Consider the following 21,205-nt stretch of genomic DNA (forward strand, 5'->3'; position numbering starts at 1 on the left):
TGACACCCCGACGAGGAGCCCATGAACGACACCCCCGCCACCGGAACCACCGCCACCGCCGACGCCCCGCCCGTCCCCGAGGAGATCAAGGAGGCGGCCCGGCTCGCCCCCGACCACTGGCTGGGCATGGTCGACCCGGCGTGGTCGGGGAAGGGCGACCCGCCGAACTGGGCGGTGGTGGGCCAGTGGAGGTCCGGCCTGGACGGGGAGATCGAGGAGTGGCGCGCCAACGAGGAGTACCGCCCCTCGCCCCAGGCCCTCGGCTGGCCCGCGCCGACGGACGCGGTGGACGAGGCGGTCCAGCTCGCGGCCACGGGGTACGGCCCCGGGGACGCCGTACCACGCGCACTGGCCGGCGCCCAGGTGGCGGTCCTGCTCGCTCCCGACGGCACTCCCCTGTCGGCCGTCTCCCCCGACGGTACGTCGGTGGTCCCCGTCTTCACGTCCCCCGCGTACCTGCACGCGGCGGGCCGCTTCGGATACGAACTGACGCCGGTGACGGAGCTGGCGGACCGCATACCGGAGGGACACGTGCTCTACCTCAACCCTTCGGGCCCGGTAAGCATGACGGTGGAGACGGAGGCGCTGCACGAGGCGCTGGAGGCCGTCGGGGAGTCCACGGAAAAAACCCCAACGACCTGACCGAGAAGGCAGCACCCTCCCTCGTACACATCAACGGAGCCCCCTACATGACGAGCCCCACGCCGAACCCCGCGCCAGGCCCCCTCCCGAGCCCTTCCGCCCCACCGGACGACGAGCCGAAGAACACCGCACCGGCAGACGCCGAAGAGGCTCCCGCCGGCGGACACGCGGGCGCGGCGGGGACCCAGGGCGGCCCAGGCGCGGTGATCAGGGGCCAGGAGGGCTTCCGGGAGCCGCCGGAGGACTACGTCAAGGCGGCCAGGGTGGCCCCCCACCACTGGCTGTCCGTCATCGACCGCCACTGGAACGGCGACGAGGACGAACCCCCGCCGCCCTGGGCGAGCCTGGGCCGCTGGCGCAGCGACGAGGAGGGCGAGATCGTCGAGTGGGAGGCGAACACCGAGTACCGCCCTTCCCCGGACGCGTACGGCTGGGCGCCACCGATCAGCCCCGTGGACGCCGCCGTACAACTGGTGGCCACCGGTTACGCCTCGGAGGAGCTGTTCGCCCTGATGCTCGCCGACGCCGAGGTGGCGGTATGCGTGGACGAAACCGGCGCCCTGTCAGTGACCGAGGCCCAGGACGGCACGACGGCGGTCCCCGTCTTCTCCCCCTCACCCAACCTGGCGGAGGACAAACTCCCCCCACACGAGGTGATGTCGATACCGGCCCTGCTGAAAAAACTCCCGGCCGACAACGAGATCCTGTTCCTCAGCTCCTCCGCCCCCGTAGCCCAACTGGTCACAGCAACGGCCCTACGCCAAAGCAAGTCCGACCTGGACCGCTACGACCCGAGCTGACCGAGCCGGAGAGCGATCCGGCAGCCGAAAAAGGCGCAGCCCCCAGAGGGTATGTCGTGCGGGGTTACGGCTTCGTGGTGTTCGGCGTGAGGGGCCCGGCGACAGAGCCCAGGACGTCGAAGCTGGCGTTGCCCTCGAAGAACGGCGTGCCGGCCGGGACCGGGCTCGTACCGAACGTACCGGCCAGAGCGTCGGCACCCTGCTGGGTCAGCGCCATCGGCAGATCCTCCGCGCTCACCTTCGTCAGCGAGAGCTTCGCGCCGACCTTGGTGGAGGTGAACATCTCGATGCGCCGGCCCGCGTGTTCGGCGGTCCACGAACCGCTGCGGTCCAGGTTCAGAGCGACCCGGGGCCGGGTGAACTCGGCCCGTACCCCCTCGCGCCGGAACGCGAACCCGCCGGTGCCCTCACCACTCAGCCCGGTCAGGTCGGTGTTGATCTGTCCGCTCGTGAGAGTGCCGCGCATGCAGGTGCGGTCCTTGTACGTCACCACGGTGTTCGGCGAGACCGCCTCCAGGCTGATCCGGGCGTTGGCCAGGGCCTTCTCGGTGGTGTCGGTCAGACAGAAGTAGTACGGGTCACCGGCCTTCAGCGGCAGCGGCGGCAGGGCGCTGTGCGCCTGGCGCGCCGAGACCGGCGGCACGACCGCCGCGAGGACCGCCAACGAGCCGACGACAAGACCGGCCATACGCAGAGAGGACTTTCCCACGGCACAACTCCCGGTGAACGAGACGGATGATCGTGAAGATCCAGGTCGGATCAAGATCCACTCCGTCAACGCGAGCGCGCCCCGCACGTCACGGCCCCGACGCCCACCACCACTCCCCTGGACCCGCTCCCGGGCCCGGTCAGGATCGGGGACATCAAGGTCCGGAGGGAACTGCTGCGGATACGTCCTGTCCGGTCACCGCGGCGCCCGGTAGTCCACTTCGTGTTCGTGTGAGGCCGCCGTGTGACGGGTGTGGGATCAGGGGAATGCCCTTTCATGCCTATATCACGCTCACGGCGGGCAACGTTGTTGTTCCTGGTCCTACAGATCGGGACGGTCGCGCTGGCATTGTGGATCTCGAAGCAGTTTCACGTGGCCCGCATGGCCGCCACACTGATCGCGCTGGCCCCGACGGTGTCCGCTTCGTACGTGGCCTGGGCTGCCTACCAGAGGGACCACACCGAGGCCGCCGCAGATGTGGAGGCGAAGACCAGAACCTTGGCCGGGGTGGTGATGGTCGCCGAGACACGGCAGCGCGCCCAGCTGATCGGGGAGGGCGCCAAGCGCATCGACCTGGCATTCGGCTACCGGCGGGAGCGCGCCAACAACACCGCCGGCGCGGCCCCCGAAGGACATCTGACGGAGATCGTCGCCTACTACCGCGCCCTGTCTCCGGCCCGGCTGGTCATCACCGGTGAGCCCGGTGCGGGCAAGACGCTGCTCGCCCTGGAACTTCTCCTCGGTCTGCTGGCCGGGCGCGCGGACACCGACCCCGTACCGGTGCGCTTCTCTCTGGCGGGTTGGGACACCGCGCGGCCGTTGCGGGAGTGGCTGGCCGAGCAGGTCCACGACCGGCTGCGCTACCGGGGTATCACCGTCGAGGACGCGCGCCTGCTGGTCGATGAGTACCGGGTTCTGCCGGTGCTGGACGGTCTGGACGAGATGGATGCCGATACCACCCCCGCGGGCCGCCGCCGTGCCACCGAAGCGCTGGCCCAACTGAACGCCTACCAGGACCCCGTCGGCAGCGCGCCGGTCGTACTGACCTGTCGTACCGCTCAATATGATCACCTGGTCGCGCGTGATGTCCGTATGCGCGAGGCCGCCCGCGTGGAAATCCACTCGGTCGACGCCGCTCAGGCCGCCGCCTACCTGATGGCCCGTACGACCGACCCCGACCGCTGGGCGCCCGTCCTGCACGTCCTCACCGCGGAGCCCGCCGGTCCCGTAGCCACCGCGTTGAGCACGCCGTGGCAACTGAACCTGGCTGCCGCCGCCTTCGAGCAGCGCCACCCCGACACCCTCGCCCCCGTCTCCGACCCGGCGGAGTTGCTCGCCTTCACCTCGCCCGAGGCGGTGCACGACCATCTCCTGGCCGCCTACCTGCCCGCCGCCACCGGCCAGCACCCCACGCGCCCCGGTCGCTACCGGCCCGAGCAGGTCCACCGCTGGCTGGCCACCCTCGCCACCCATCTCGGCACCAGCCCGGCCGGTACCTCCGGCGCCGGTACGGACCTGGTCCTGCACCAGTTGTGGCCCCAGGCCGGGTCCCGGCGGGTCCGTACCGTCGACGCCCTCCTCGCCGCACTCCTCATACTCCCGCTCCTGCTCCTGACCCAGACCCTCCTGGGGTTCTCCCCTCACCAGGTCCTCAGCGCCCTACCCATCACGATCATCGGACTGGTCGCCATTCAGCGTGCGGGCAGATCCGAGGTCCCGCAGCCCCGCACACGGCAGCTGCACCGGCTGCGGGACCGGGCCCAACGCGGCCAACTCGTCGCACGGGTGCTCAGAACAGGGCTCACCGTCGGAATCGCCGTCGGAGGCGCCGTGGGAATCGGGCCCGGGCTCAACGCCGGATTCGACGGCGGACCCGCCCACGGAATCACGGTCGCGCTTTCCGTCGCGTTCTCGGTCGCGCTCGCCGTGGGAGTCGCGGCCGCCCTCTCCAACCCTCTCGGCGATCCGACCACGACAACCGCCCACAGAAGCGGACTTGCCGCACCGACGCGTCCCACCTCACCCGTTCTGGACGATCTCGTGGCGGGAGTCCTGGGCGGATTCGTCGGCGGAGCCGTGTTCGTGGCCAGCCTCGCGACCGTATCCCTCGCGGCCGGCCTCGTGTTCACGCTCGGGCTCGCCATCGTGGCCGGCCTCGTGGTCGGTCCCGTCCTCGGCATCTACTACTTCACCGGTGCGGGACGCCGCTACGTCGTGTACTTATGCTGCTCCCGGGGCCGGCTTCCGTGGCGGCTGGGCCCATTCCTCGACTGGTCCTACGAAGCCGGTCTCCTTCGCATCTCAGGTATCGCCTACCAGTTCCGCCACCGAGAACTCCAGAACTGGCTCGCCACCCACCCCACCCCCTGACACCACCGCTCCGTCACTTTCCCAAGTGGACGTTCTCCGGACGCAGGCCGCCGCGGTCGAGGTCGAACTGCTGTCACCGGCACGGGCCGGGAAGGGCCGGCGGTGTCTTCGCACCGGCGGGGCAGCGGCGCCCCAGGCGATGTCCTCGTGTTTGGCCGCCAAGGCCAGGTCCGGCACGGGAAAAACCCAGGGGCCCCACCCCCGGAGGAGTGGACCCCTTCTGACCTGCACGTTTGCCAGACAGCGGTGGGATGGCAGGTCACCCGCCAAACGTTGAAACGAAACGTTCAGCGCAGCGCTCCGACCTGCGAAAACGCGATTGTGAAAGTGGCTGTCCAGCACCGATCCAGCACGGTGCCGGCTCATCCAGCTCATCCAGCACCACGAGAGAGTGGTGTACACATGGCACACTCGGTACACTTGAGCACATGACGCAGCCGCTGCCCATAGAGTCCATCCGCGACGTGCGCGCCCACCTGGCGGAAGTCGTGGAGCGCGCGGACCGCGACGACGTACCCACAGTCATCACCCGCCGAGGCAAGGAGGTCGCCGCCGTCGTCTCCATCGAGGTGCTGCGCAAGTACCAGGAGTGGGAAGAGCGCGAGATCAACCGGATCATCGATGAGCGCATGGCCAACCCCACACCCGGCATCCCGATCGAGGACATCATGAGGGGGACGCTGGCGCGCGGTGAGTGAGTACCGAACCGTCTTCCACCCCGAGGCGCAGGCCGAGCTCCGGAAGATCCCTCGCGACATGGCCCTGCGCATCCTGGCCAAGCTGACCGAGCTGGAGAGCGATCCCCTCGGCTTCAACACCACCGCGCTCGTGTCGCAGCCGGAACGCCGTCGACTGCGAGTCGGCGACTACCGCGTCGTCTACACGATCGACAACGGGGAGCTCGTGGTGTGGGTCGTACATGTCGGGCATCGCTCGACCGTTTACGACACCTGATCCCGACCAATCCAGCGTCCGAACATCCAGCACCGAACCAGCACGGCAGGGACGAAGGGGCCGGTCTCTCAAGAGCCCGGCCCCGTGTGATCTGCTTGTTGCCACATCAGCGACGTGGCGTTATTTCATCCGCTCACACGTTGAAGCGGAACTCCACCACGTCCCCGTCCTGCATCACGTACTCCTTGCCCTCCATGCGGGCCTTGCCCGCCGCGCGGGCCTCGGCTACTGAGCCTGTCGTGACCAGGTCGTCGAAGGAGATGACCTCCGCCTTGATGAAGCCCTTCTGGAAGTCCGTGTGGATCACTCCGGCCGCCTCGGGGGCCGTGGCGCCCTTTTTGATCGTCCAGGCCCGGGATTCCTTGGGGCCCGCCGTCAGGTACGTCTGGAGGCCCAGGGTGCGGAAGCCCACGTGGGCCAGGGTGGCCAGGCCCGGTTCTTCCTGGCCGACCGACTGGAGGAGTTCAAGGGCCTCGTCGTCGTCCAGTTCCGCCAGGTCCGACTCCAGCTTGGCGTTGAGGAAGATGGCCTCGGCGGGGGCGACCAGGGCGCGCTGGGTGTCCTTGAAGGTGTCGTCCGTCAGCTCCTCCTCGTCCACGTTGAAGACGTAGAGGAACGGCTTGGTGGTCAGGAGGTGCAGGTCGTGGAGGGGTTCCGCCTTCTCCGTGCCCTGGACCAGGCCCGCCGAGAACAGCGTCTCGCCCTTCTCCAGGATGGCCTGTGCCTCCTCGATGGCCTTGACCTTCGGCAGGACGTCCTTCTTGATGCGCGACTCGCGCTGGAGGCGCGGGAGGACCTTCTCCACCGTCTGGAGGTCGGCGAGGATCAGCTCGGTGTTGATCGTCTCGATGTCGTCCTTGGGCGAGACCTTGCCGTCGACATGGACCACGTTCTCGTCCTTGAAGGCCCGGATGACCTGGCAGATCGCGTCGGACTCGCGGATGTTCGCCAGGAACTTGTTCCCCAGGCCCTCCCCCTCCGAGGCGCCGCGCACGATGCCCGCGATGTCGACGAAGTCGACCGTCGCCGGGAGGATCTTCTGCGAGTTGAAGACCTCGGCGAGCTTGGTCAGGCGCGGGTCGGGCACGCCGACCACCCCGACGTTCGGCTCGATGGTGGCGAACGGGTAGTTGGCCGCCAGCACGTCGTTCTTGGTCAGGGCGTTGAACAGGGTCGACTTGCCGACATTCGGCAGGCCGACGATTCCGATCGTGAGCGACACGTTGGCGACTTCCTGGGGAGAGGGGAGAGAGTAGGAAGCCCAGTTTACGGGCGGTGGTTCACGCTCCACGACGGGTTCCGGGGCCCCGCGACCCGCCCGTACGCCTCGAACGCAACGCCAAGCTCGCCCAAAGGGCGTGTCCTGTGCCGGATTCGTCCCCCTCCGCCGCCTACGTTGGTCCGGTGGACCAGCACAGGACACGTCAGCCCCAGCGCCGGACCAGGCCGGGGACACCCCCTTCGCCCCGGGGCGCCGTCGCGGAGGCCGCGAGCGTCCACCGGGTGCCGCCCGCGCCGGTACGGCGGGTTCCGCCGGTCGTCGACACCCTGCGCGGTCTGCCCAACCCCCGGTTCACCGGGATCGGCGCGGGACTGTTCGCGACCGCCGTCATGGTCTTCGTCGCGTTCGTGGACGAGCTGCTGTTCGACGGGGCGCCCTTCCCGTACGGTTTCATGTTCCTGCTGGTGAGCGCCGTGACCGCGCTCTGGGTGCGGGAGGCCGACCTGGTGACCGCGCCGATCTGCGTCCCGATCGCCTTCGCCGTCGGTACGATCCCGATCGCCGGCGGTACGGGCGGGTTCGGCGGGAACATCATGGCGGTCGTCACCGCCTTGGCCGTACACGCGGGCTGGCTGTACGGCGGCACTCTCATCGCGGGCCTCATCGCGTCCGTACGCAAGATCCGCCAGATGGGGCGCCGCCAGCTCGCCCGCGACGTGGCGGCCGCCGCCGCAGCGAACCGGGCCGCGGGAGCGGGTGCGGGAGCGGGAGCCGGGGCACGTACGGCCGCCGGTCCTCGCAGGGCCGTACCGCGCGGGTAGGAACAGCGGACACCTACCTCCGTGTGCGGTACGGCCCCGACGCCTACCTGCCCGCCGCCGCCATCGCCGCGCCCACGATCCCCGCGTTGTTCTGGAGCTCCGCCGGGACGATCTCGGCCTTGATGCCCTCGATCAGCGGAATGAACTTCTCCGCCTTACGGCTCACCCCGCCGCCGATGATGAACAGCTCGGGCGAGAACAGCATCTCCACGTGCGCCAGGTACTTCTGCACCCGGTGCGCCCAGTGGTGCCAGCTGAGGTCCTCGTCCTCCTTGGCCTTCGTCGACGCGTGCTTCTCCGCGTCGTGGCCGTGCAGCTCCAGGTGGCCCAGCTCGGTGTTGGGCACCAGCTTGCCGTCCACGAAGAGCGCGCTGCCGATGCCCGTACCGAACGTCAGCAGGAAGACCGTGCCCTTGCGGCCCCGGCCGGCGCCGAAGGCCATCTCGGCGACCCCCGCCGCGTCGGCGTCGTTGAGGACGGTCACCCGGAGGTTCAGCTTGTCGCCGAGCAGCTTGCCCGCGTCGACGTCGATCCACTTCTTGTCGACGTTGGCGGCCGTACGGATCACGGAACCGGTCACCACCCCGGGGAAGGTGATGCCGACCGGACCCGACCAGCCGAAGTGCCGTACGACCTCGACCACGCCGTCCGCGACGCTCTCGGGCGTCGCGGGGTGCGGGGTGAGTACTTTGTGACGCGGTTCGACCAGGTCGCCGCGCTCCAGGTCCACGGGCGCGCCCTTGATCCCCGAGCCGCCGATGTCCACTCCGAAGACGTTCATGGACACAACGTTACGGGCAGACGACCGCCACGCGCTCCGTTACCCCTCGACCGTACGTACGGACTTTCCGGCCGAGCAGATGTACGTACGGTCCGAGAGGTGTACGTACGGTCCGGTCGCCCGTGCGATCAACCACGGACCGCGTCCGCGCTCACTTCGCCGTCAGCGCCGCCGCCTCCGCCCGCAGATCGCGCCGCAGCTCCTTCGGCAGCGAGAACACGATCGACTCCTCCGCCGCCTTCACGACCTCGACGTCCTCGAAGCCACGCGCCGACAGGTACTCCAGGACGCCCTCGACCAGCACCTCGGGAACGGACGCCCCCGACGTGAGACCGACCGTCTCCACGCCTTCGAGCCAGGCCTCGTCGATCTCGTCGGCCGCGTCCACCAGGTAGGAGGCGCGTGCGCCGGCGCCGAGGGCGACCTCGACCAGGCGGACGGAGTTGGACGAGTTCTTGGAGCCGACAACAATGACCAGGTCCGCGTCCGCGCCCATCTGCTTGACCGCGATCTGGCGGTTCTGCGTCGCGTAGCAGATGTCGTCGCTGGGCGGCGAGATCAGCAGCGGGAACTTCTCCTTGAGCCGGTCGACCGTCTCCATGGTCTCGTCCACGGACAGCGTGGTCTGGGAGAGCCAGACGATCTTCGACTCGTCGCGGACCGTCACGTTCGCCACGTCGTCCGGGCCGTCGACCAGCGTGATGTGGTCCGGGGCCTCGCCCGACGTACCGATGACCTCTTCGTGGCCGTCGTGGCCGATGAGGAGGATGTCGTAGTCCTCACTCGCGAAGCGGACGGCCTCCTTGTGCACCTTGGTGACGAGGGGGCAGGTCGCGTCGATGGTGGCGAGGTTGCGCCGGGCCGCCTCCTCGTGGACGACCGGCGCCACGCCGTGCGCGGAGAACATGACGATCGATCCCTCGGGGACCTCCGCCGTCTCCTCGACGAAGATGGCGCCCTTCTTCTCCAGGGTCCGTACGACGTACTTGTTGTGGACGATCTCGTGCCGGACGTAGATGGGCGCGCCGTACTGCTCCAGCGCCTTCTCGACGGCGATCACGGCACGGTCCACCCCCGCGCAGTAACCACGGGGGGCGGCGAGCAGGACGCGTTTGCCGGCGCGGCGCGCGGCGTCTCCACTGGGGGTGGCGGCGGGCGACGGGCGGGACGTGTCAGTCATGCGTCCCATCGTAAGGCCGCCCAGAACAGGCGGGGCGTCGCCCATGGACCCGACACTGGGCCTACGTGACGGCTACGTGGCGGCTGCGTGACGGACGGAGCGGACGGAGGGACCCGATGGGCGGTACCGGCGACACCGGCGACGGCGACACCCGCGGCACCGGCGGCACCGGCGGCACTGGCGACGGTACGGACGGAAGGCCGGCGGCCGGGGCACCCGTGTGGGGCGGCGGGGCGGAGAGCCTGCGGGAGCCGGCCGACGGGCAGCTGCGGCGGACGCTCGGGTTCCGGGACCTCGTCGTGTACGGGCTGCTGTTCATCGCCCCGATGGCCCCCGTCGGCGTGTTCGGGACGCTCGACGCGAAGTCGCACGGGGCGGTGGCGCTGGTGTACGTGGTGGCGACGGTCGCCATGGCGTTCACCGCGTTCAGCTACGCCCAGATGGTCCGGGTGGCCCCCCAGGCCGGGTCCGTCTTCAACTACGCGCGCAAGGGGCTCGGCGAGGGGCCGGGGTTCATCGCCGGGTGGATGGCGATGCTCGACTACCTGCTGATCCCGGCGGTGGCGTACCTCTTCGCGGGGATCGCGATGGAGGCGCTGGTCCCGTCCGTGGACCGGTGGGTGTGGACGTCGATCGCGGTCGTGGTCACGACGCTGCTCAACCTGTGGGGGGTACGGGCGGCGGCCCGGGTGGGCATGGCGGTGCTGGCGCTGGAGATCGTGGTGCTGCTGGTCTTCGTGGTGGCGGCGATCGTGGTGCTGGCGCGGGACGGGGCGACGCGCGGCTGGTCCACGCCGTTCACCAGCGACCGGGGGTTTTCGCTGACGGCGGTCATCGGGGCGGTGTCGGTCGCGGTGCTCTCGTATCTGGGCTTCGACGCGATCGCCTCCTTCGCCGAGGAGGTGACGGGCGGCTCGCGGAAGGTGGCGCGGGCGGTGCTGTTCTGCCTGGTGCTGGCGGGGGTGCTGTTCGTCGCGCAGACGTATCTGGTGGCGCTGCTGGAGCCCGTGGGCTCGGCGCGGCTGGCGGCCGACCCGGCGGCCCAGGGGACGGCGTTCTACGACGCGGTGGATTCGGCGGTCGGTACGTGGCTGCACGACCTGGTCGCGTCCAGCAAGGCGATCGGCGCGGCGTTCGCGGCGCTGGCGGGTCAGGCGGCGGCGGGCCGGCTGCTGTTCGCGATGGGCCGCGAACGCCGGCTGCCGCGCGGCCTGTCCCGTACGGACTCGGGCGTCCCCCGGGTGGCCCTGCTGCTGGCGGCCGTGGTGACGCTGGGGGCGGCGGTGTGGGCGGCCCAGCGGGGCGACGGCCTGGACAAGCTGGTGTCGGTGGTCAACATCGGGGCGCTGTCGGCGTTCATCCTGCTGCACGCGTCGGTGGTGGGCTGGTTCGCGGTACGACGCGCGGAGGGGGCACCGCGCTGGTTCCGGCACGTGGTGCTGCCGGTGGTGGGCGCGGGAATCCTGGTCGCGGTGATCGTGGAGGCGTCGGGGACGGCGCAGGTGGTGGGGGCGATCTGGCTGGCGGTGGGGTTGGCGGTGCTGGTGGGGCAGCGGGGGCGGGTGGGGGCGAGGGCGGGCTGACGCTTAGCGCGTTTGAGGTCGCGCTGGTGGGGTGGGGGCGGGTCGCGCTGGTGGGGTGGGCTGTGCAGGGAGGCGGGGGGGGCGCGCATGCCGTCCGAGGCGGGGGGTCGCGTACTCCGTCCACGTCGCGGACCCTGGCCGAGCGCGGCCCGGCGCGGTGTCCGGGCGCATCGCCGACGCCGCGCCCGACGTGTCGCGTGCGTTCTCCGGACGCCCGGGGATGTCAGAGGCTGCCGATACGCTCCTCCGTATGGCTCTCAACACGTCCGCGGACGCCCCGCTGCCCGTCGGTGAGGTGTCGCGGCTCATCGGTGGGTGGATCGACCGGCTCGGGGCCGTCTGGGTCGAGGGTCAGATCACGCAGCTCTCGCGCAGACCGGGCGCGGGGGTGGTCTTCCTGACGCTGCGCGATCCGTCGTACGACATCTCGGTGGGTGTGACGTGCTACCGCCAGGTGTTCGACGCGATCGCGGATGTGGTCTCGGAGGGCGCGCGGGTTGTGGTGCAGGCCAAGCCGGAGTGGTACGCGCCACGGGGGCAGCTGTCGCTGCGGGCCACGGAGATACGGCCGGTCGGCATCGGCGAGCTGCTCGTCCGGCTGGAGCGGTTGAAGCAGGCACTGGGCGCGGAGGGGCTGTTCGCGGCCGACCGCAAGAAGCCGCTGCCGTTCCTGCCGCAGCTGATCGGGCTGGTCTGCGGCCGGGCGTCGGCGGCCGAGCGGGACGTGCTGGAGAACGCGCGGCGGCGGTGGCCCGCCGTCCGTTTCGAGGTGCGCAACACCGCCGTGCAGGGCGTGAACGCGGTGGCGCAGGTCGTGGCGGCCGTCGAGGAGCTGGACGCGCTGCCGGAGGTCGACGTGATCGTGGTGGCGCGGGGCGGCGGGAGCGTGGAGGATCTGCTGCCGTTCTCGGACGAGCAGTTGGTACGGGCGGTGGCCGCGTGCCGGACGCCGGTGGTCTCGGCGATCGGGCACGAACCGGACTCCCCGCTGCTCGACCTGGTGGCGGACGTCCGGGCGTCGACGCCGACGGACGCGGCGAAGAAGGTCGTGCCGGACGTCGGCGAGGAGCTGGACCGGGTGCAGGCGTTGCGCGACCGCGCGCTGCGGACGGTACGGGGGCTGCTCGACCGGGAGGAAAGGGGCCTCGCCCACGCGCTCGGCCGGCCCGTGATGGAGCGGCCGCAGCGGATGGTCGCGGAGCGCGCCGCCGAGGTGGACGCGCTGGCGGACCGGTCGCGTCGGGTGCTGCGGCATCTGCTGGACCGCGCGGACTCGGAACTGTCGCACACGCGCGCCCGCGTGGTGGCGCTGTCGCCGGCCGCGACCCTGGAGCGGGGGTACGCGGTGCTCCAGCGTCCTGACGGGACGGTCGTACGGTCTCCGGAGGACGTCACCGCGGGCGCCGAGCTGCGGGCGCGGGTGGCGAAGGGCGACTTCACGGTACGGGTCCCGGAGTGACCGGCACCGCCGTGGACGCCGTGGACGCCGTGGGGTTGGCCCATGAGGGCGGCGCCGCGGATGGCGGCCGTCTCAGCGGTGCCGCCCGGACCGTTCCGCACGCTCGACTGTTGCACCACGCCGGCTCGTACGCCGGCCCGTATGGAGGAGGGATCGCATGGCCACGACGGATGAGAAGGCCGCGCTCGGCTACGAGCAGGCACGGGACGAGTTGATCGAGGTCGTGCGCCGGCTGGAGGCGGGCGGGACGACGCTGGAGGACTCGCTGGCGCTCTGGGAGCGTGGCGAGGAGCTGGCGAAGGTGTGCCGCCGCTGGCTGGAGGGCGCCCGTGCCCGTCTGGACGCGTCCCTGGCGGACGACACCGCCGGTTCGGAGCGGGGCGAGGGCTGAGCGGGCCGGCCGGGGGCCGGGGGGACTGGGCGGACTGGGCGGCCTGGGGGCGGGGAGGGACCCTGGCGGTCGGGAGGGTCGGCGGCTGTCGGCGCGGTTGAGCTTGCGCTCTTGATCTTTGGGCTCGGCCCGGTCCTTGGTTGCGCTTACTGATGTCCTCAATCGCCGGACGGGCTGGGTTTGTCGTGGTGACGGGGGGCGGGGCCTCCGGAGGCACGTATGTCCGGACTGCATGTTTTACGGCGCGTGCACGGTCTTGTCTTGATTAACGGTAGCCATGCGCCACAAAACACGCTTTACGTCCGGCCACACGCACCTCCTCCGACCCCACCCCCCTCACGCCGGGGGTGAACTGAACGACCCCGCCTGCCCCGGGGGTGGCTGTGGCCCGGCACGCGGGCGCGGCTCACCGATGTCCTCAAACGCCGGACAGGTGGATGGCAAACCGAGGCCCTTACGCGCGCCGCAGGCCCGGCCGTGTGCCACGAAGACCGCAGGCAGGCGGGTAGGCGGGCCCGCCGAGCGGCGAGGAGCCGGCTCGGCTCCGTTCCGGGCGCGGCGGCCGGGGACCAGGCGCCTGGCGCGAAACGTGGGTGTCGGCCACGCAGGCAGGCCGGCGGGCGGGCCCGCCGAGCGGCAAGAAGGCGACTCGGTGCCGTTCCGGGCGGGGCGGGCGGCGTCGGCCTGGGGAAGCGGCGGGGCCGACGAGCGCGGAACGTGGGCGTTGGCCGCGCGGGGCGTCGGCCAGCCCGGCCGGCCGCGTCAGCTCGCCGCCGGGGCCGTGCCCAGGGCCGCCGCCATCTGGGCCAGGCGTTCGTACGACGCCGTTCCCGTGACCACCGTCGTCGCGCCTGCCTCCGTGCGGACCAGCGCGTCGTACTTGGGGCCGTCCCAGCGCTGCCACGTCTCGCCGGCCACCTCCTGCGTCCTGCCGGTGTTCTCGGCCCGCTGCGTGACGTCCGTGACGTACTTCCTCGCCGGCATCGTGGACTGCTCAACGGCGACGTACTCCCCGTCGGGGTCGAGGTAGCCGAGGTGCCACGCGTCCGCGTTCTGCCGTTCGTACGAGACCGACGTGGGCTTCCAGCCGTCCGACAGGCCCGTCGGCGCCACCACCGGGTACGGCGCCGCGCGCCGCGCCGTGAGGAGTTCCACGCGGTAGTCGACCGCCCGGACCGGGTCGGCCTTCTCGTCGTGCGGGATGAACACGTAGATCACCGCGACGACCGCGCCGATGACCAGCATCGACAGGAACATGTCCCGTACGGACTGTCTGCCCCTGCCCCGCTTCGCTGCCTCTGCCTCTGCCTCTGCCTCTGCCACGGCCCCATCGTCGCATCACGCCCACCCCGCTCATCCGTGGGCCCCGCTGCTCAATCTGTCGAGGTACGGATAGAGTCGTATCACCCTCTTTTCCGGTCGTCACCGCACAGAAAGGTGCGCTCCGATGTCCGACAGTCAGCTGCCGCCCCCGCTGGAAGTGTCTCCCGAAGCCCCCGACCGCAACCTGGCGCTGGAGCTGGTCCGGGTCACCGAGGCGGCCGCCATGGCGGCCGGGCGGTGGGTCGGGCGCGGTGACAAGAACGGTGCCGACGGCGCCGCCGTCAACGCCATGCGCACGCTCGTCTCGACCGTGTCGATGAACGGCGTCGTGGTCATCGGCGAGGGCGAGAAGGACGAAGCCCCGATGCTGTTCAACGGCGAGCACGTCGGCGACGGCACCGGCGCCGAGGTCGACATCGCCGTGGACCCCATCGACGGCACCACCCTGAACGCCAAGGGCATGCCCAACGCGATCGCCGTGCTGGCCGCCGCCGACCGGGGCGCGATGTTCGACCCGTCCGCCGTCTTCTACATGGACAAGCTCGTGACCGGCCCCGAGGCCGCCGACTTCGTCGACATCAACGCGCCCGTGTCGGTCAACATCCGCCGGGTCGCCAAGGCCAAGCGGGTCTCCCCCGAGGACCTCACCGTCGTGGTCCTCGACCGCCCCCGCCACGACACGATCGTGCGGGAGATCCGCGAGACCGGCGCCATGATCAAGTTCATCTCGGACGGCGACGTGGCCGGTTCGATCATGGCCGCGCGCGACGGGACGGGCGTCGATCTGCTGCTGGGCATCGGCGGGACCCCCGAGGGCATCATCTCCGCGTGCGCCATCAAGTGCCTGGGCGGTGTCATCCAGGGCAAGTTGTGGCCCAAGGACGACGAGGAGCGCCGGCGCGCGATCGACGCCGGACACGACCTGGACCGCGTCCTGTCCACCGACGACCTGGTCAGCGGCGACAACGTCTTCTTCGTCGCGACCGGCATCACGGACGGCGAGCTGCTGCGCGGGGTCCGCTACCGCTCGGAGACCGCGACGACCCAGTCCCTCGTCATGCGCTCGAAGTCCGGCACGATCCGTCAGATCGACTCGACCCACCGGCTGTCCAAGCTGCGCGCCTACAGCGCCATCGACTTCGACCGCGCCAAGTAGGACAAGTAGGACAAGTAGCGCGAGTACGAGCAGGACAAGTACGACGAGTACGCCGAGCAGCGCCTCCGGCCCGTCGCAAGGGGCGCCCCGCACACGCCGCGGGGTGCCCCTTCCCGGGTGGTACGGGCCCTCAGCCCGCCGCCGCGATGGGGCCGTTCGCCGCCGCGGCCGTCCTCAGCTCCACCTCACGGCGCCTGCGCCGCGCCAGCACCACCCGGCGCTCGGCGGCGGTGAGGCCGCCCCACACGCCGTACGGCTCCGGCTGGAGCAGCGCGTGCTCCCGGCACTCGACCATGACCGGACAGCGGCCACACACGCGCTTGGCGGACTCCTCACGCGACAGCCGTGAGGCGGTCGGCTCCTTGGAGGGGGCGAAGAACAACCCGGCTTCGTCCCGGCGGCAGACCGCCTCCGAGTGCCAGGGGCCAGCCTGATCCTCCCGGGCGGGACTCCGCGGGGACGGTACGGCGGCGACCTGCAAGGGCTGGTGCGGCGGATGCGGCACGGGTCTACTCCTGACGACGGCTTCGCGAGCGAGAGACGATGCAGCTGTCCTTACCCGCTGTACGCGCCGCTATGCACTGCGTGGCACGCGGTTCCGGAGTCCGGAACACGGTGCGGAATTCCGGACGCGTAACCACAACCGGACACCTTTGGCCGGAAAACATCGCCCCCGGACAAGCCCGCTCCGCCCGCCCGGCTCCCCCGCCCGTCAGTGTCCGAGGTGCTTCCGCGACCGCCGGTGCAGATCGGTGATCCACTTGCCCCGCTTGGGCTTGGCCTCGACGTTCCCGAACACCGAATAGCCGTTCACGATGACCACCGGCGCGTCGGGATCGGCGGCCTCCAGCGTCAGGACCTCGAAGTTGCCGAAGACGCCGGTGCCGTTGCCGCGCAGGGAGATGTTCTCGGGCACGCGGACCTCGACATTGCCGAAAATGGACGTCGCGTTGATCACGGTTGTCCGCTGCCCGAACAGCGCTTCCGTGAGATCGATCTCCACATTTCCGAAGAGCGCGAACGCGCGCGTGCTCCGGCCGATGCGCCAGCGCCCCTTCCGGGTCGAGCTGCTGAACACCGCGACGAGGCTGTCGGCGGGCGCTGTCGGGTCGTCGGGACCGTAGCCGTACGCCCGCCCGCCGGCGACCGCCGAGCCGGCGGCGTCCCCCGTGCCGGCCCCCGCCACCGGCAAGTCCCGTACCAGCGGTTGCAGTTCCCCCAGGGTCTTCGCGCGGTAGACGGCGTCGATCCGGTCGGAATGTTCCTCTGCGTCCAGCCGGCCCTCAGCCAGCGCCTCCCGGAGGATGTCCGCGATCCGGTCTCGGTCGGCGTCGGAGGCCCGGATACCCGCGGGCTCCACCGGTGCGTCCGGCTTCTGGGAGTGCTTTTCGAGGTCCACACCCTCAGGGTAGCGAAACGCGATAGATCGCGACCAGAGGCAGTCCGCGGGACGGACCACGAGTCGGTCAGGGAGCCGCACCGCGCGCCGACCCGTGAGCCGCACCGCGAGACGCCCGGGACCCGCACCCGTGGGACGCACCCGTGAGGCGCACCTCACCGGCACAGCGCCCGCCCCGCCGCCTACGCTGGGGAACGCGCGGCCAATGGAGGCCGCGCCGCCGCCTGTCGAGTGAGGAATGGCCGTAATGCCAGAGTTTGTGTACTCCGATCTGCTCCCCCTGGGAGAGGACACCACGCCGTACCGCCTGGTGACCGCCGAAGGTGTCTCCACCTTCGAGGCCGACGGGCGTACGTTCCTCACGGTCGAGCCGGAGGCGCTGCGTACGCTCGCCGCCGAGGCCATGCACGACATCTCGCACTACCTGCGCCCGGCCCATCTCGCCCAACTGCGCCGGATCGTGGACGACCCCGAGGCCTCCTCGAACGACAAGTTCGTGGCGCTCGACCTCCTCAAGAACGCGAACATCGCGGCCGCCGGCGTCCTCCCCATGTGCCAGGACACCGGCACGGCGATCGTGATGGGCAAGCGCGGCCAGCACGTCCTCACCCGGGGCGGTGACGAGGAGGCGCTGTCGCACGGCATCTACGACGCGTACACCAAGCTCAACCTCCGCTACTCGCAGATGGCTCCGCTCACCATGTGGGAGGAGAAGAACACCGGCTCGAACCTCCCCGCGCAGATCGAGCTGTACGCGACCGACGGCGGCGCGTACAAGTTCCTCTTCATGGCGAAGGGCGGCGGCTCCGCCAACAAGTCGTTCCTCTACCAGGAGACGAAGGCGGTCCTCAACGAGACCGCCATGATGAAGTTCCTTGAGGAGAAGATCCGTTCGCTGGGGACGGCCGCGTGCCCGCCGTACCACCTGGCGATCGTCGTCGGCGGTACGTCGGCGGAGTTCGCGCTCAAGACCGCCAAGTACGCCTCCGCGCACTACCTGGACGAGCTGCCGGCCGAGGGGTCGCCCACGGGCCACGGCTTCCGGGACAAGGACCTGGAGCAGAAGGTCTTCGAGCTGACGCAGCGGATCGGGATCGGCGCGCAGTTCGGCGGGAAGTACTTCTGCCACGACGTCCGGGTGGTACGGCTCCCCCGCCACGGCGCCTCCCTGCCGGTCGCGATCGCCGTCTCCTGCTCCGCGGACCGCCAGGCCCTCGCGAAGATCACCGCCGAGGGCGTGTTCCTGGAGCAGCTGGAGACCGACCCGGCGCGCTTCCTCCCCGACACGACCGACGAGCACCTGGACGAGGCGGGGGACGTCGTACGGATCGACCTCAACCGGCCGATGGACGACATCCTCGCCGAGCTGACCAAGTACCCGGTCAAGACGCGGCTCTCGCTCACCGGACCGCTGGTCGTGGCGCGGGACATCGCGCACGCGAAGATCAAGGAGCGGCTGGACGCGGGCGAGGAGATGCCGCAGTACCTCAAGGACCACCCCGTCTACTACGCGGGCCCGGCGAAGACCCCCGAGGGGTACGCGTCCGGTTCCTTCGGCCCGACGACGGCCGGGCGGATGGACAGTTACGTGGAGCGGTTCCAGGCGGCCGGCGGCTCGAAGGTCATGCTCGCGAAGGGCAACCGCTCGAAGCAGGTCACGGACGCGTGCGGCGCGCACGGCGGCTTCTACCTCGGCTCGATCGGCGGCCCGGCGGCGCGCCTCGCGCAGGACTGCATCAAGAAGGTCGAGGTGGTCGAGTACGAGGAGCTGGGCATGGAGGCCGTCTGGCGGATCGAGGTGGAGGACTTCCCGGCGTTCATCGTCGTGGACGACAAGGGGAACGACTTCTTCACCGAACCGGCCCCCGCGCCGACCTTCACCAACATCCCGGTCCGCGGCCCCGGCCTGGCCTGAGCCGTACGCCTGACCCGTACACCCGAACCAGCCGTACGGGTCCAACCCCACCGGCGGCGCGCGGACGCGGCGCCGGTGGGAATACACCTGTCGGGCAGCCGCTTCGCCCTGACAGGAGGTCGTCACACATGAACGCACAGAACGCGCAGGACACCCCCGGCGCCGGGGCCGCACAGGAGTACCGCGTCGAGCACGACTCGATGGGTGAGGTACGGGTCCCCGCCCACGCCAAATGGCGGGCCCAGACGCAGCGCGCCGTGGAGAACTTCCCCATCTCGGGCCAGCGCCTGGAGCCCGCCCACATCGCCGCCCTGGCCCGAATCAAGGCCGCCGCCGCCAAGGTGAACGCCGACCTCGGCGTGATCGGTGAGGACGTGGCGGAGGCCATCCAGGACGCGGCGGCCGAGGTGGTCGCGGGCCGCTGGGACGAGCACTTCCCGGTGGACGTCTTCCAGACCGGCTCCGGCACCTCCTCGAACATGAACGTCAACGAAGTGCTCGCCACGCTCGCCACCGAGCGCCTGGGCCGGCCCGTGCACCCCAACGACCACGTCAACGCCTCGCAGTCGTCCAACGACGTCTTCCCCTCCAGCATCCACATCGCCGCGACCGCCGCCGTCACCGGCGAGCTGATCCCGGCCCTGGAGCACCTCGCCGCGTCCCTGGAACGCAAGTCCGCCGAGTTCGCGACGGTCGTGAAGTCCGGCCGTACGCACCTGATGGACGCCACCCCCGTCACCCTCGGCCAGGAGTTCGGCGGCTACGCGGCCCAGATCCGCTACGCCGTGGAGCGCCTGGCCGCCTCCCTGCCGCGCCTGGCCGAGCTGCCGCTGGGCGGTACGGCGGTGGGCACCGGCATCAACACCCCGCCCGGCTTCTCCGCCGCCGTCATCGCCGAGGTCGCCCGCGCGACCGGGCTGCCGCTCACCGAGGCCCGCAACCACTTCGAGGCGCAGGGCGCGCGCGACGGACTGGTGGAGACCTCGGGCCAGCTCCGTACCCTCGCCGTCTCCCTCACCAAGATCGCCAACGATCTGCGCTGGATGGCCTCGGGCCCCCGTACCGGACTCGGCGAGATCTCCCTCCCCGACCTCCAGCCCGGCTCCTCGATCATGCCCGGCAAGGTCAACCCGGTGATCCCCGAGGCCGTGCTGATGGTCGCGGCCCAGGTGACCGGGAACGACGCGACGGTCGCCGCGGCCGGCGCCGCCGGGAACTTCGAGCTGAACGTGATGCTCCCGGTCATCGGCAAGAACCTCCTGGAGTCCGTACGGCTGCTCGCCCACGTCTCCGTCCTCCTGGCGGACCGTACGGTCGACGGCATCACGGCCCACGTCGAGCGGGCCCGCGCGTACGCCGAGTCGTCCCCGTCCGTCGTCACCCCGCTGAACAAGTACATCGGGTACGAGGAGGCCGCGAAGGTCGTCAAGCGCTCCCTGGCCGAGCGCCGGACGATCCGTGAGGTCGTCCTGGACGGGGGGTACGTGGAGCGCGGGGACCTCACCCTGGAACAGCTGGACGAGGCCCTGGACGTCCTGCGAATGACCCGGCCGTGATCCGACCAGTACCCGGGCGCCCTGGGCGCGCTCCCACTAAGATCTGCGCATGACAGACACGGCAGCGGCCGGGCCCTGGGCGCCCGGCACCCAGATCCTGTGGCGGTACCGGCAGAACGCCGGGGACCACGTCCACATCTGCCGCCCTGTCACGGTCGTCCAGGACACCGACGACCTGCTCGCCGCCTGGCTCGCGCCCGGTACGCCGTGCGTGAAGCCGGTCCTCGCGGACGGCACCCCCCTGCACCACGAGCCGCTGCCCACCCGCTACACCAAGCCGCGCACGGTGGTGCGCGACCAGTGGTACGGCATGGGCGTGCTCAAGCTGGCCCGCCCCGGGGACCCGTGGTCGGTGTGGCTGTGGTGGGAGCGGGGCTGGCGGTTCCAGAGCTGGTACGTGAACCTGGAGGAACCCCACACCCGCTGGGCCGGCGGCGTCGACTCCCAGGACCACTTTCTGGACATCGACGTCTATCCGGACCGTACGTGGCGCTGGCGCGACGAGGACGAGTTCGCCCAGGCGCAGCAGGACGGCCTGATGGACGCCCGCCAGGCGCTCCGGGTCCAGGAGGCCGGGCGGGCGGCGCTGGAGGTGATCGGCGCGTGGGGCGCGCCGTTCAAGGACGGCTGGGAGAACTGGCGGCCCGATCCGGCGTGGCAGGTTCCCGAACTGCCCGCGGACTGGGACCGGGCGCCCTCGGGAACGCGACGGGTCAACTCCAGGACCACGGCGTGACCCTCGTGAGCACGGAATCCACGACCACGGCGTACGTCCCGTGAGGGCGAATTCCGGCCCGATTCCGGTACTGGATCCCGCTCTTCCGGATCCGGGCTCATGAGACTCTTGCTACGACCACAGGCTTCAAACGTAGGATCGTCCTCCGCAAGGCCGCACCCGCTCAACGGTTCCGCGGAGCGCGCGACCTGACCGCACATCATCACGA

General features: G+C 70.8%; 20 protein-coding genes. 13 read left to right on the top strand and 7 right to left on the bottom strand.

All coding sequences use genetic code 11. The features are described 5' to 3' along the window. Positions 1-21 precede the first annotated feature (21 nt). Positions 22-642, top strand: coding sequence for a type VII secretion system-associated protein (locus ACIODU_RS26745; RefSeq protein ID WP_401770393.1), 621 nt, complete (start codon positions 22-24; stop codon positions 640-642). 47 nt (positions 643-689) lie between these two features. After that, entirely contained in the window at positions 690-1,442 is a 753-nt protein-coding gene (locus tag ACIODU_RS26750) for a type VII secretion system-associated protein (protein ID WP_401770395.1), read from the top strand. Positions 1,443-1,506: 64 nt separating this feature from the next. On the opposite strand, the gene ACIODU_RS26755 is transcribed toward ACIODU_RS26750, so the two are convergent. Further along, positions 1,507-2,130 (bottom strand): hypothetical protein, encoded by a 624-nt coding sequence (locus ACIODU_RS26755; RefSeq protein WP_401770398.1) that lies wholly within the window; start codon positions 2,128-2,130, stop codon positions 1,507-1,509. 402 nt (positions 2,131-2,532) lie between these two features. Here ACIODU_RS26755 and ACIODU_RS26760 point away from each other — a divergent pair, with 402 nt between their 5' ends. The 3 genes from ACIODU_RS26760 (at position 2,533) to ACIODU_RS26770 (ending at position 5,475) form a co-directional block, all read left to right on the top strand. After that, the gene (locus ACIODU_RS26760; protein WP_401770400.1) at positions 2,533-4,521 is read left to right on the top strand and encodes an NACHT domain-containing protein; all 1,989 of its coding nucleotides are present in this window, start codon (positions 2,533-2,535) and stop codon (positions 4,519-4,521) included. A gap of 428 nt (positions 4,522-4,949) precedes the next feature. Next, positions 4,950-5,219 carry a type II toxin-antitoxin system Phd/YefM family antitoxin gene (locus ACIODU_RS26765; protein WP_401770402.1) on the top strand — a complete coding sequence of 90 codons (270 nt, stop codon included), beginning with the start codon at positions 4,950-4,952 and terminating at the stop codon, positions 5,217-5,219. After that, entirely contained in the window at positions 5,212-5,475 is a 264-nt protein-coding gene (locus ACIODU_RS26770) for a type II toxin-antitoxin system RelE/ParE family toxin (RefSeq protein WP_401770405.1), read from the top strand. The genes ACIODU_RS26765 and ACIODU_RS26770 overlap by 8 nt, the downstream gene beginning before the upstream one ends. 133 nt (positions 5,476-5,608) lie before the next feature. Here ACIODU_RS26770 and ychF read toward each other — a convergent pair whose 3' ends face one another. Next, the gene (gene ychF / locus ACIODU_RS26775) at positions 5,609-6,697 is read right to left on the bottom strand and encodes a redox-regulated ATPase YchF (protein ID WP_356430705.1); all 1,089 of its coding nucleotides are present in this window, start codon (positions 6,695-6,697) and stop codon (positions 5,609-5,611) included. Between the two features lie 182 nt (positions 6,698-6,879). Here ychF and ACIODU_RS26780 point away from each other — a divergent pair, with 182 nt between their 5' ends. Further along, complete coding sequence (locus ACIODU_RS26780) at positions 6,880-7,518, top strand: DUF6542 domain-containing protein (protein WP_401770408.1); 639 nt, start codon at positions 6,880-6,882, stop codon at positions 7,516-7,518. 43 nt (positions 7,519-7,561) lie between these two features. Here the strand turns inward: ACIODU_RS26780 and ppgK are convergent, their stop codons facing one another. Both ppgK and ACIODU_RS26790 read right to left on the bottom strand, forming a co-directional pair. Then, positions 7,562-8,299 carry a polyphosphate--glucose phosphotransferase gene (ppgK, locus tag ACIODU_RS26785; protein ID WP_401770411.1) on the bottom strand — a complete coding sequence of 246 codons (738 nt, stop codon included), beginning with the start codon at positions 8,297-8,299 and terminating at the stop codon, positions 7,562-7,564. 151 nt (positions 8,300-8,450) lie between these two features. Beyond that, positions 8,451-9,479 carry a 4-hydroxy-3-methylbut-2-enyl diphosphate reductase gene (locus ACIODU_RS26790; protein WP_401770414.1) on the bottom strand — a complete coding sequence of 343 codons (1,029 nt, stop codon included), beginning with the start codon at positions 9,477-9,479 and terminating at the stop codon, positions 8,451-8,453. A gap of 116 nt (positions 9,480-9,595) precedes the next feature. Here ACIODU_RS26790 and ACIODU_RS26795 point away from each other — a divergent pair, with 116 nt between their 5' ends. The 3 genes from ACIODU_RS26795 to ACIODU_RS26805 all read left to right on the top strand — a co-directional run bounded on the left by ACIODU_RS26795 (position 9,596) and on the right by ACIODU_RS26805 (position 12,912). Further along, positions 9,596-11,062 carry an APC family permease gene (locus tag ACIODU_RS26795; protein WP_401770417.1) on the top strand — a complete coding sequence of 489 codons (1,467 nt, stop codon included), beginning with the start codon at positions 9,596-9,598 and terminating at the stop codon, positions 11,060-11,062. A 250-nt stretch (positions 11,063-11,312) separates the two neighbouring features. Next, entirely contained in the window at positions 11,313-12,521 is a 1,209-nt protein-coding gene (gene xseA, locus ACIODU_RS26800; RefSeq protein WP_401770419.1) for an exodeoxyribonuclease VII large subunit, read from the top strand. Positions 12,522-12,678: 157 nt separating this feature from the next. After that, the gene (locus tag ACIODU_RS26805; protein ID WP_356430715.1) at positions 12,679-12,912 is read left to right on the top strand and encodes an exodeoxyribonuclease VII small subunit; all 234 of its coding nucleotides are present in this window, start codon (positions 12,679-12,681) and stop codon (positions 12,910-12,912) included. Between the two features lie 762 nt (positions 12,913-13,674). Here ACIODU_RS26805 and ACIODU_RS26810 read toward each other — a convergent pair. After that, positions 13,675-14,235, bottom strand: a complete 561-nt coding sequence (locus ACIODU_RS26810; protein ID WP_401770421.1) for a DUF4245 domain-containing protein — start codon at positions 14,233-14,235, stop codon at positions 13,675-13,677. A 124-nt stretch (positions 14,236-14,359) separates the two neighbouring features. Between ACIODU_RS26810 and glpX the strand changes: the two genes are divergently transcribed. Beyond that, the gene (gene glpX, locus ACIODU_RS26815; RefSeq protein WP_356430719.1) at positions 14,360-15,391 is read left to right on the top strand and encodes a class II fructose-bisphosphatase; all 1,032 of its coding nucleotides are present in this window, start codon (positions 14,360-14,362) and stop codon (positions 15,389-15,391) included. 130 nt (positions 15,392-15,521) lie between these two features. Here glpX and ACIODU_RS26820 read toward each other — a convergent pair whose 3' ends face one another. After that, entirely contained in the window at positions 15,522-15,896 is a 375-nt protein-coding gene (locus ACIODU_RS26820) for a WhiB family transcriptional regulator (protein ID WP_356430721.1), read from the bottom strand. A 207-nt stretch (positions 15,897-16,103) separates the two neighbouring features. Next, complete coding sequence (locus ACIODU_RS26825; protein ID WP_356430722.1) at positions 16,104-16,790, bottom strand: DUF1707 domain-containing protein; 687 nt, start codon at positions 16,788-16,790, stop codon at positions 16,104-16,106. Positions 16,791-17,037: 247 nt separating this feature from the next. Here ACIODU_RS26825 and ACIODU_RS26830 point away from each other — a divergent pair, with 247 nt between their 5' ends. From ACIODU_RS26830 to ACIODU_RS26840, 3 genes are all read left to right on the top strand, one after another. Next, the gene (locus ACIODU_RS26830) at positions 17,038-18,705 is read left to right on the top strand and encodes a fumarate hydratase (protein WP_401770425.1); all 1,668 of its coding nucleotides are present in this window, start codon (positions 17,038-17,040) and stop codon (positions 18,703-18,705) included. Positions 18,706-18,833: 128 nt separating this feature from the next. Next, on the top strand, positions 18,834-20,261 hold the full coding sequence (locus ACIODU_RS26835) for a class II fumarate hydratase (protein ID WP_401770428.1): 1,428 nt from the start codon (positions 18,834-18,836) through the stop codon (positions 20,259-20,261). Positions 20,262-20,310: 49 nt separating this feature from the next. Beyond that, a complete protein-coding gene (locus ACIODU_RS26840; RefSeq protein WP_401770431.1) occupies positions 20,311-20,997 on the top strand; it encodes a DUF402 domain-containing protein in 687 nt (228 codons plus the stop codon). The last annotated feature ends 208 nt before the right edge of the window (positions 20,998-21,205 follow it).

The sequence above is a fragment of the Streptomyces sp. NPDC088261 genome, from assembly GCF_044740805.1.
GTDB lineage: Bacteria > Actinomycetota > Actinomycetes > Streptomycetales > Streptomycetaceae > Streptomyces.

Bases quoted from the DNA above. Each gene is read 5' to 3' on its own strand.
- ACIODU_RS26765 (WP_401770402.1), top strand. From the start codon at position 4,950: ATGACGCAGCCGCTGCCCATAGAGTCCATCCGCGACGTGCGCGCCCAC.
- ACIODU_RS26755 (WP_401770398.1), bottom strand. From the start codon at position 2,130: ATGGCCGGTCTTGTCGTCGGCTCGTTGGCGGTCCTCGCGGCGGTCGTG.
- ACIODU_RS26795 (WP_401770417.1), top strand. From the start codon at position 9,596: ATGGGCGGTACCGGCGACACCGGCGACGGCGACACCCGCGGCACCGGC.
- ACIODU_RS26790 (WP_401770414.1), bottom strand. From the start codon at position 9,479: ATGACTGACACGTCCCGCCCGTCGCCCGCCGCCACCCCCAGTGGAGAC.
- xseA (WP_401770419.1), top strand. From the start codon at position 11,313: ATGGCTCTCAACACGTCCGCGGACGCCCCGCTGCCCGTCGGTGAGGTG.
- ACIODU_RS26835 (WP_401770428.1), top strand. From the start codon at position 18,834: ATGAACGCACAGAACGCGCAGGACACCCCCGGCGCCGGGGCCGCACAG.
- ACIODU_RS26840 (WP_401770431.1), top strand. From the start codon at position 20,311: ATGACAGACACGGCAGCGGCCGGGCCCTGGGCGCCCGGCACCCAGATC.
- glpX (WP_356430719.1), top strand. From the start codon at position 14,360: ATGTCCGACAGTCAGCTGCCGCCCCCGCTGGAAGTGTCTCCCGAAGCC.
- ppgK (WP_401770411.1), bottom strand. From the start codon at position 8,299: ATGAACGTCTTCGGAGTGGACATCGGCGGCTCGGGGATCAAGGGCGCG.
- ACIODU_RS26750 (WP_401770395.1), top strand. From the start codon at position 690: ATGACGAGCCCCACGCCGAACCCCGCGCCAGGCCCCCTCCCGAGCCCT.
- ACIODU_RS26830 (WP_401770425.1), top strand. From the start codon at position 17,038: ATGCCAGAGTTTGTGTACTCCGATCTGCTCCCCCTGGGAGAGGACACC.
- ACIODU_RS26745 (WP_401770393.1), top strand. From the start codon at position 22: ATGAACGACACCCCCGCCACCGGAACCACCGCCACCGCCGACGCCCCG.
- ACIODU_RS26760 (WP_401770400.1), top strand. From the start codon at position 2,533: ATGGCCGCCACACTGATCGCGCTGGCCCCGACGGTGTCCGCTTCGTAC.
- ACIODU_RS26805 (WP_356430715.1), top strand. From the start codon at position 12,679: ATGGCCACGACGGATGAGAAGGCCGCGCTCGGCTACGAGCAGGCACGG.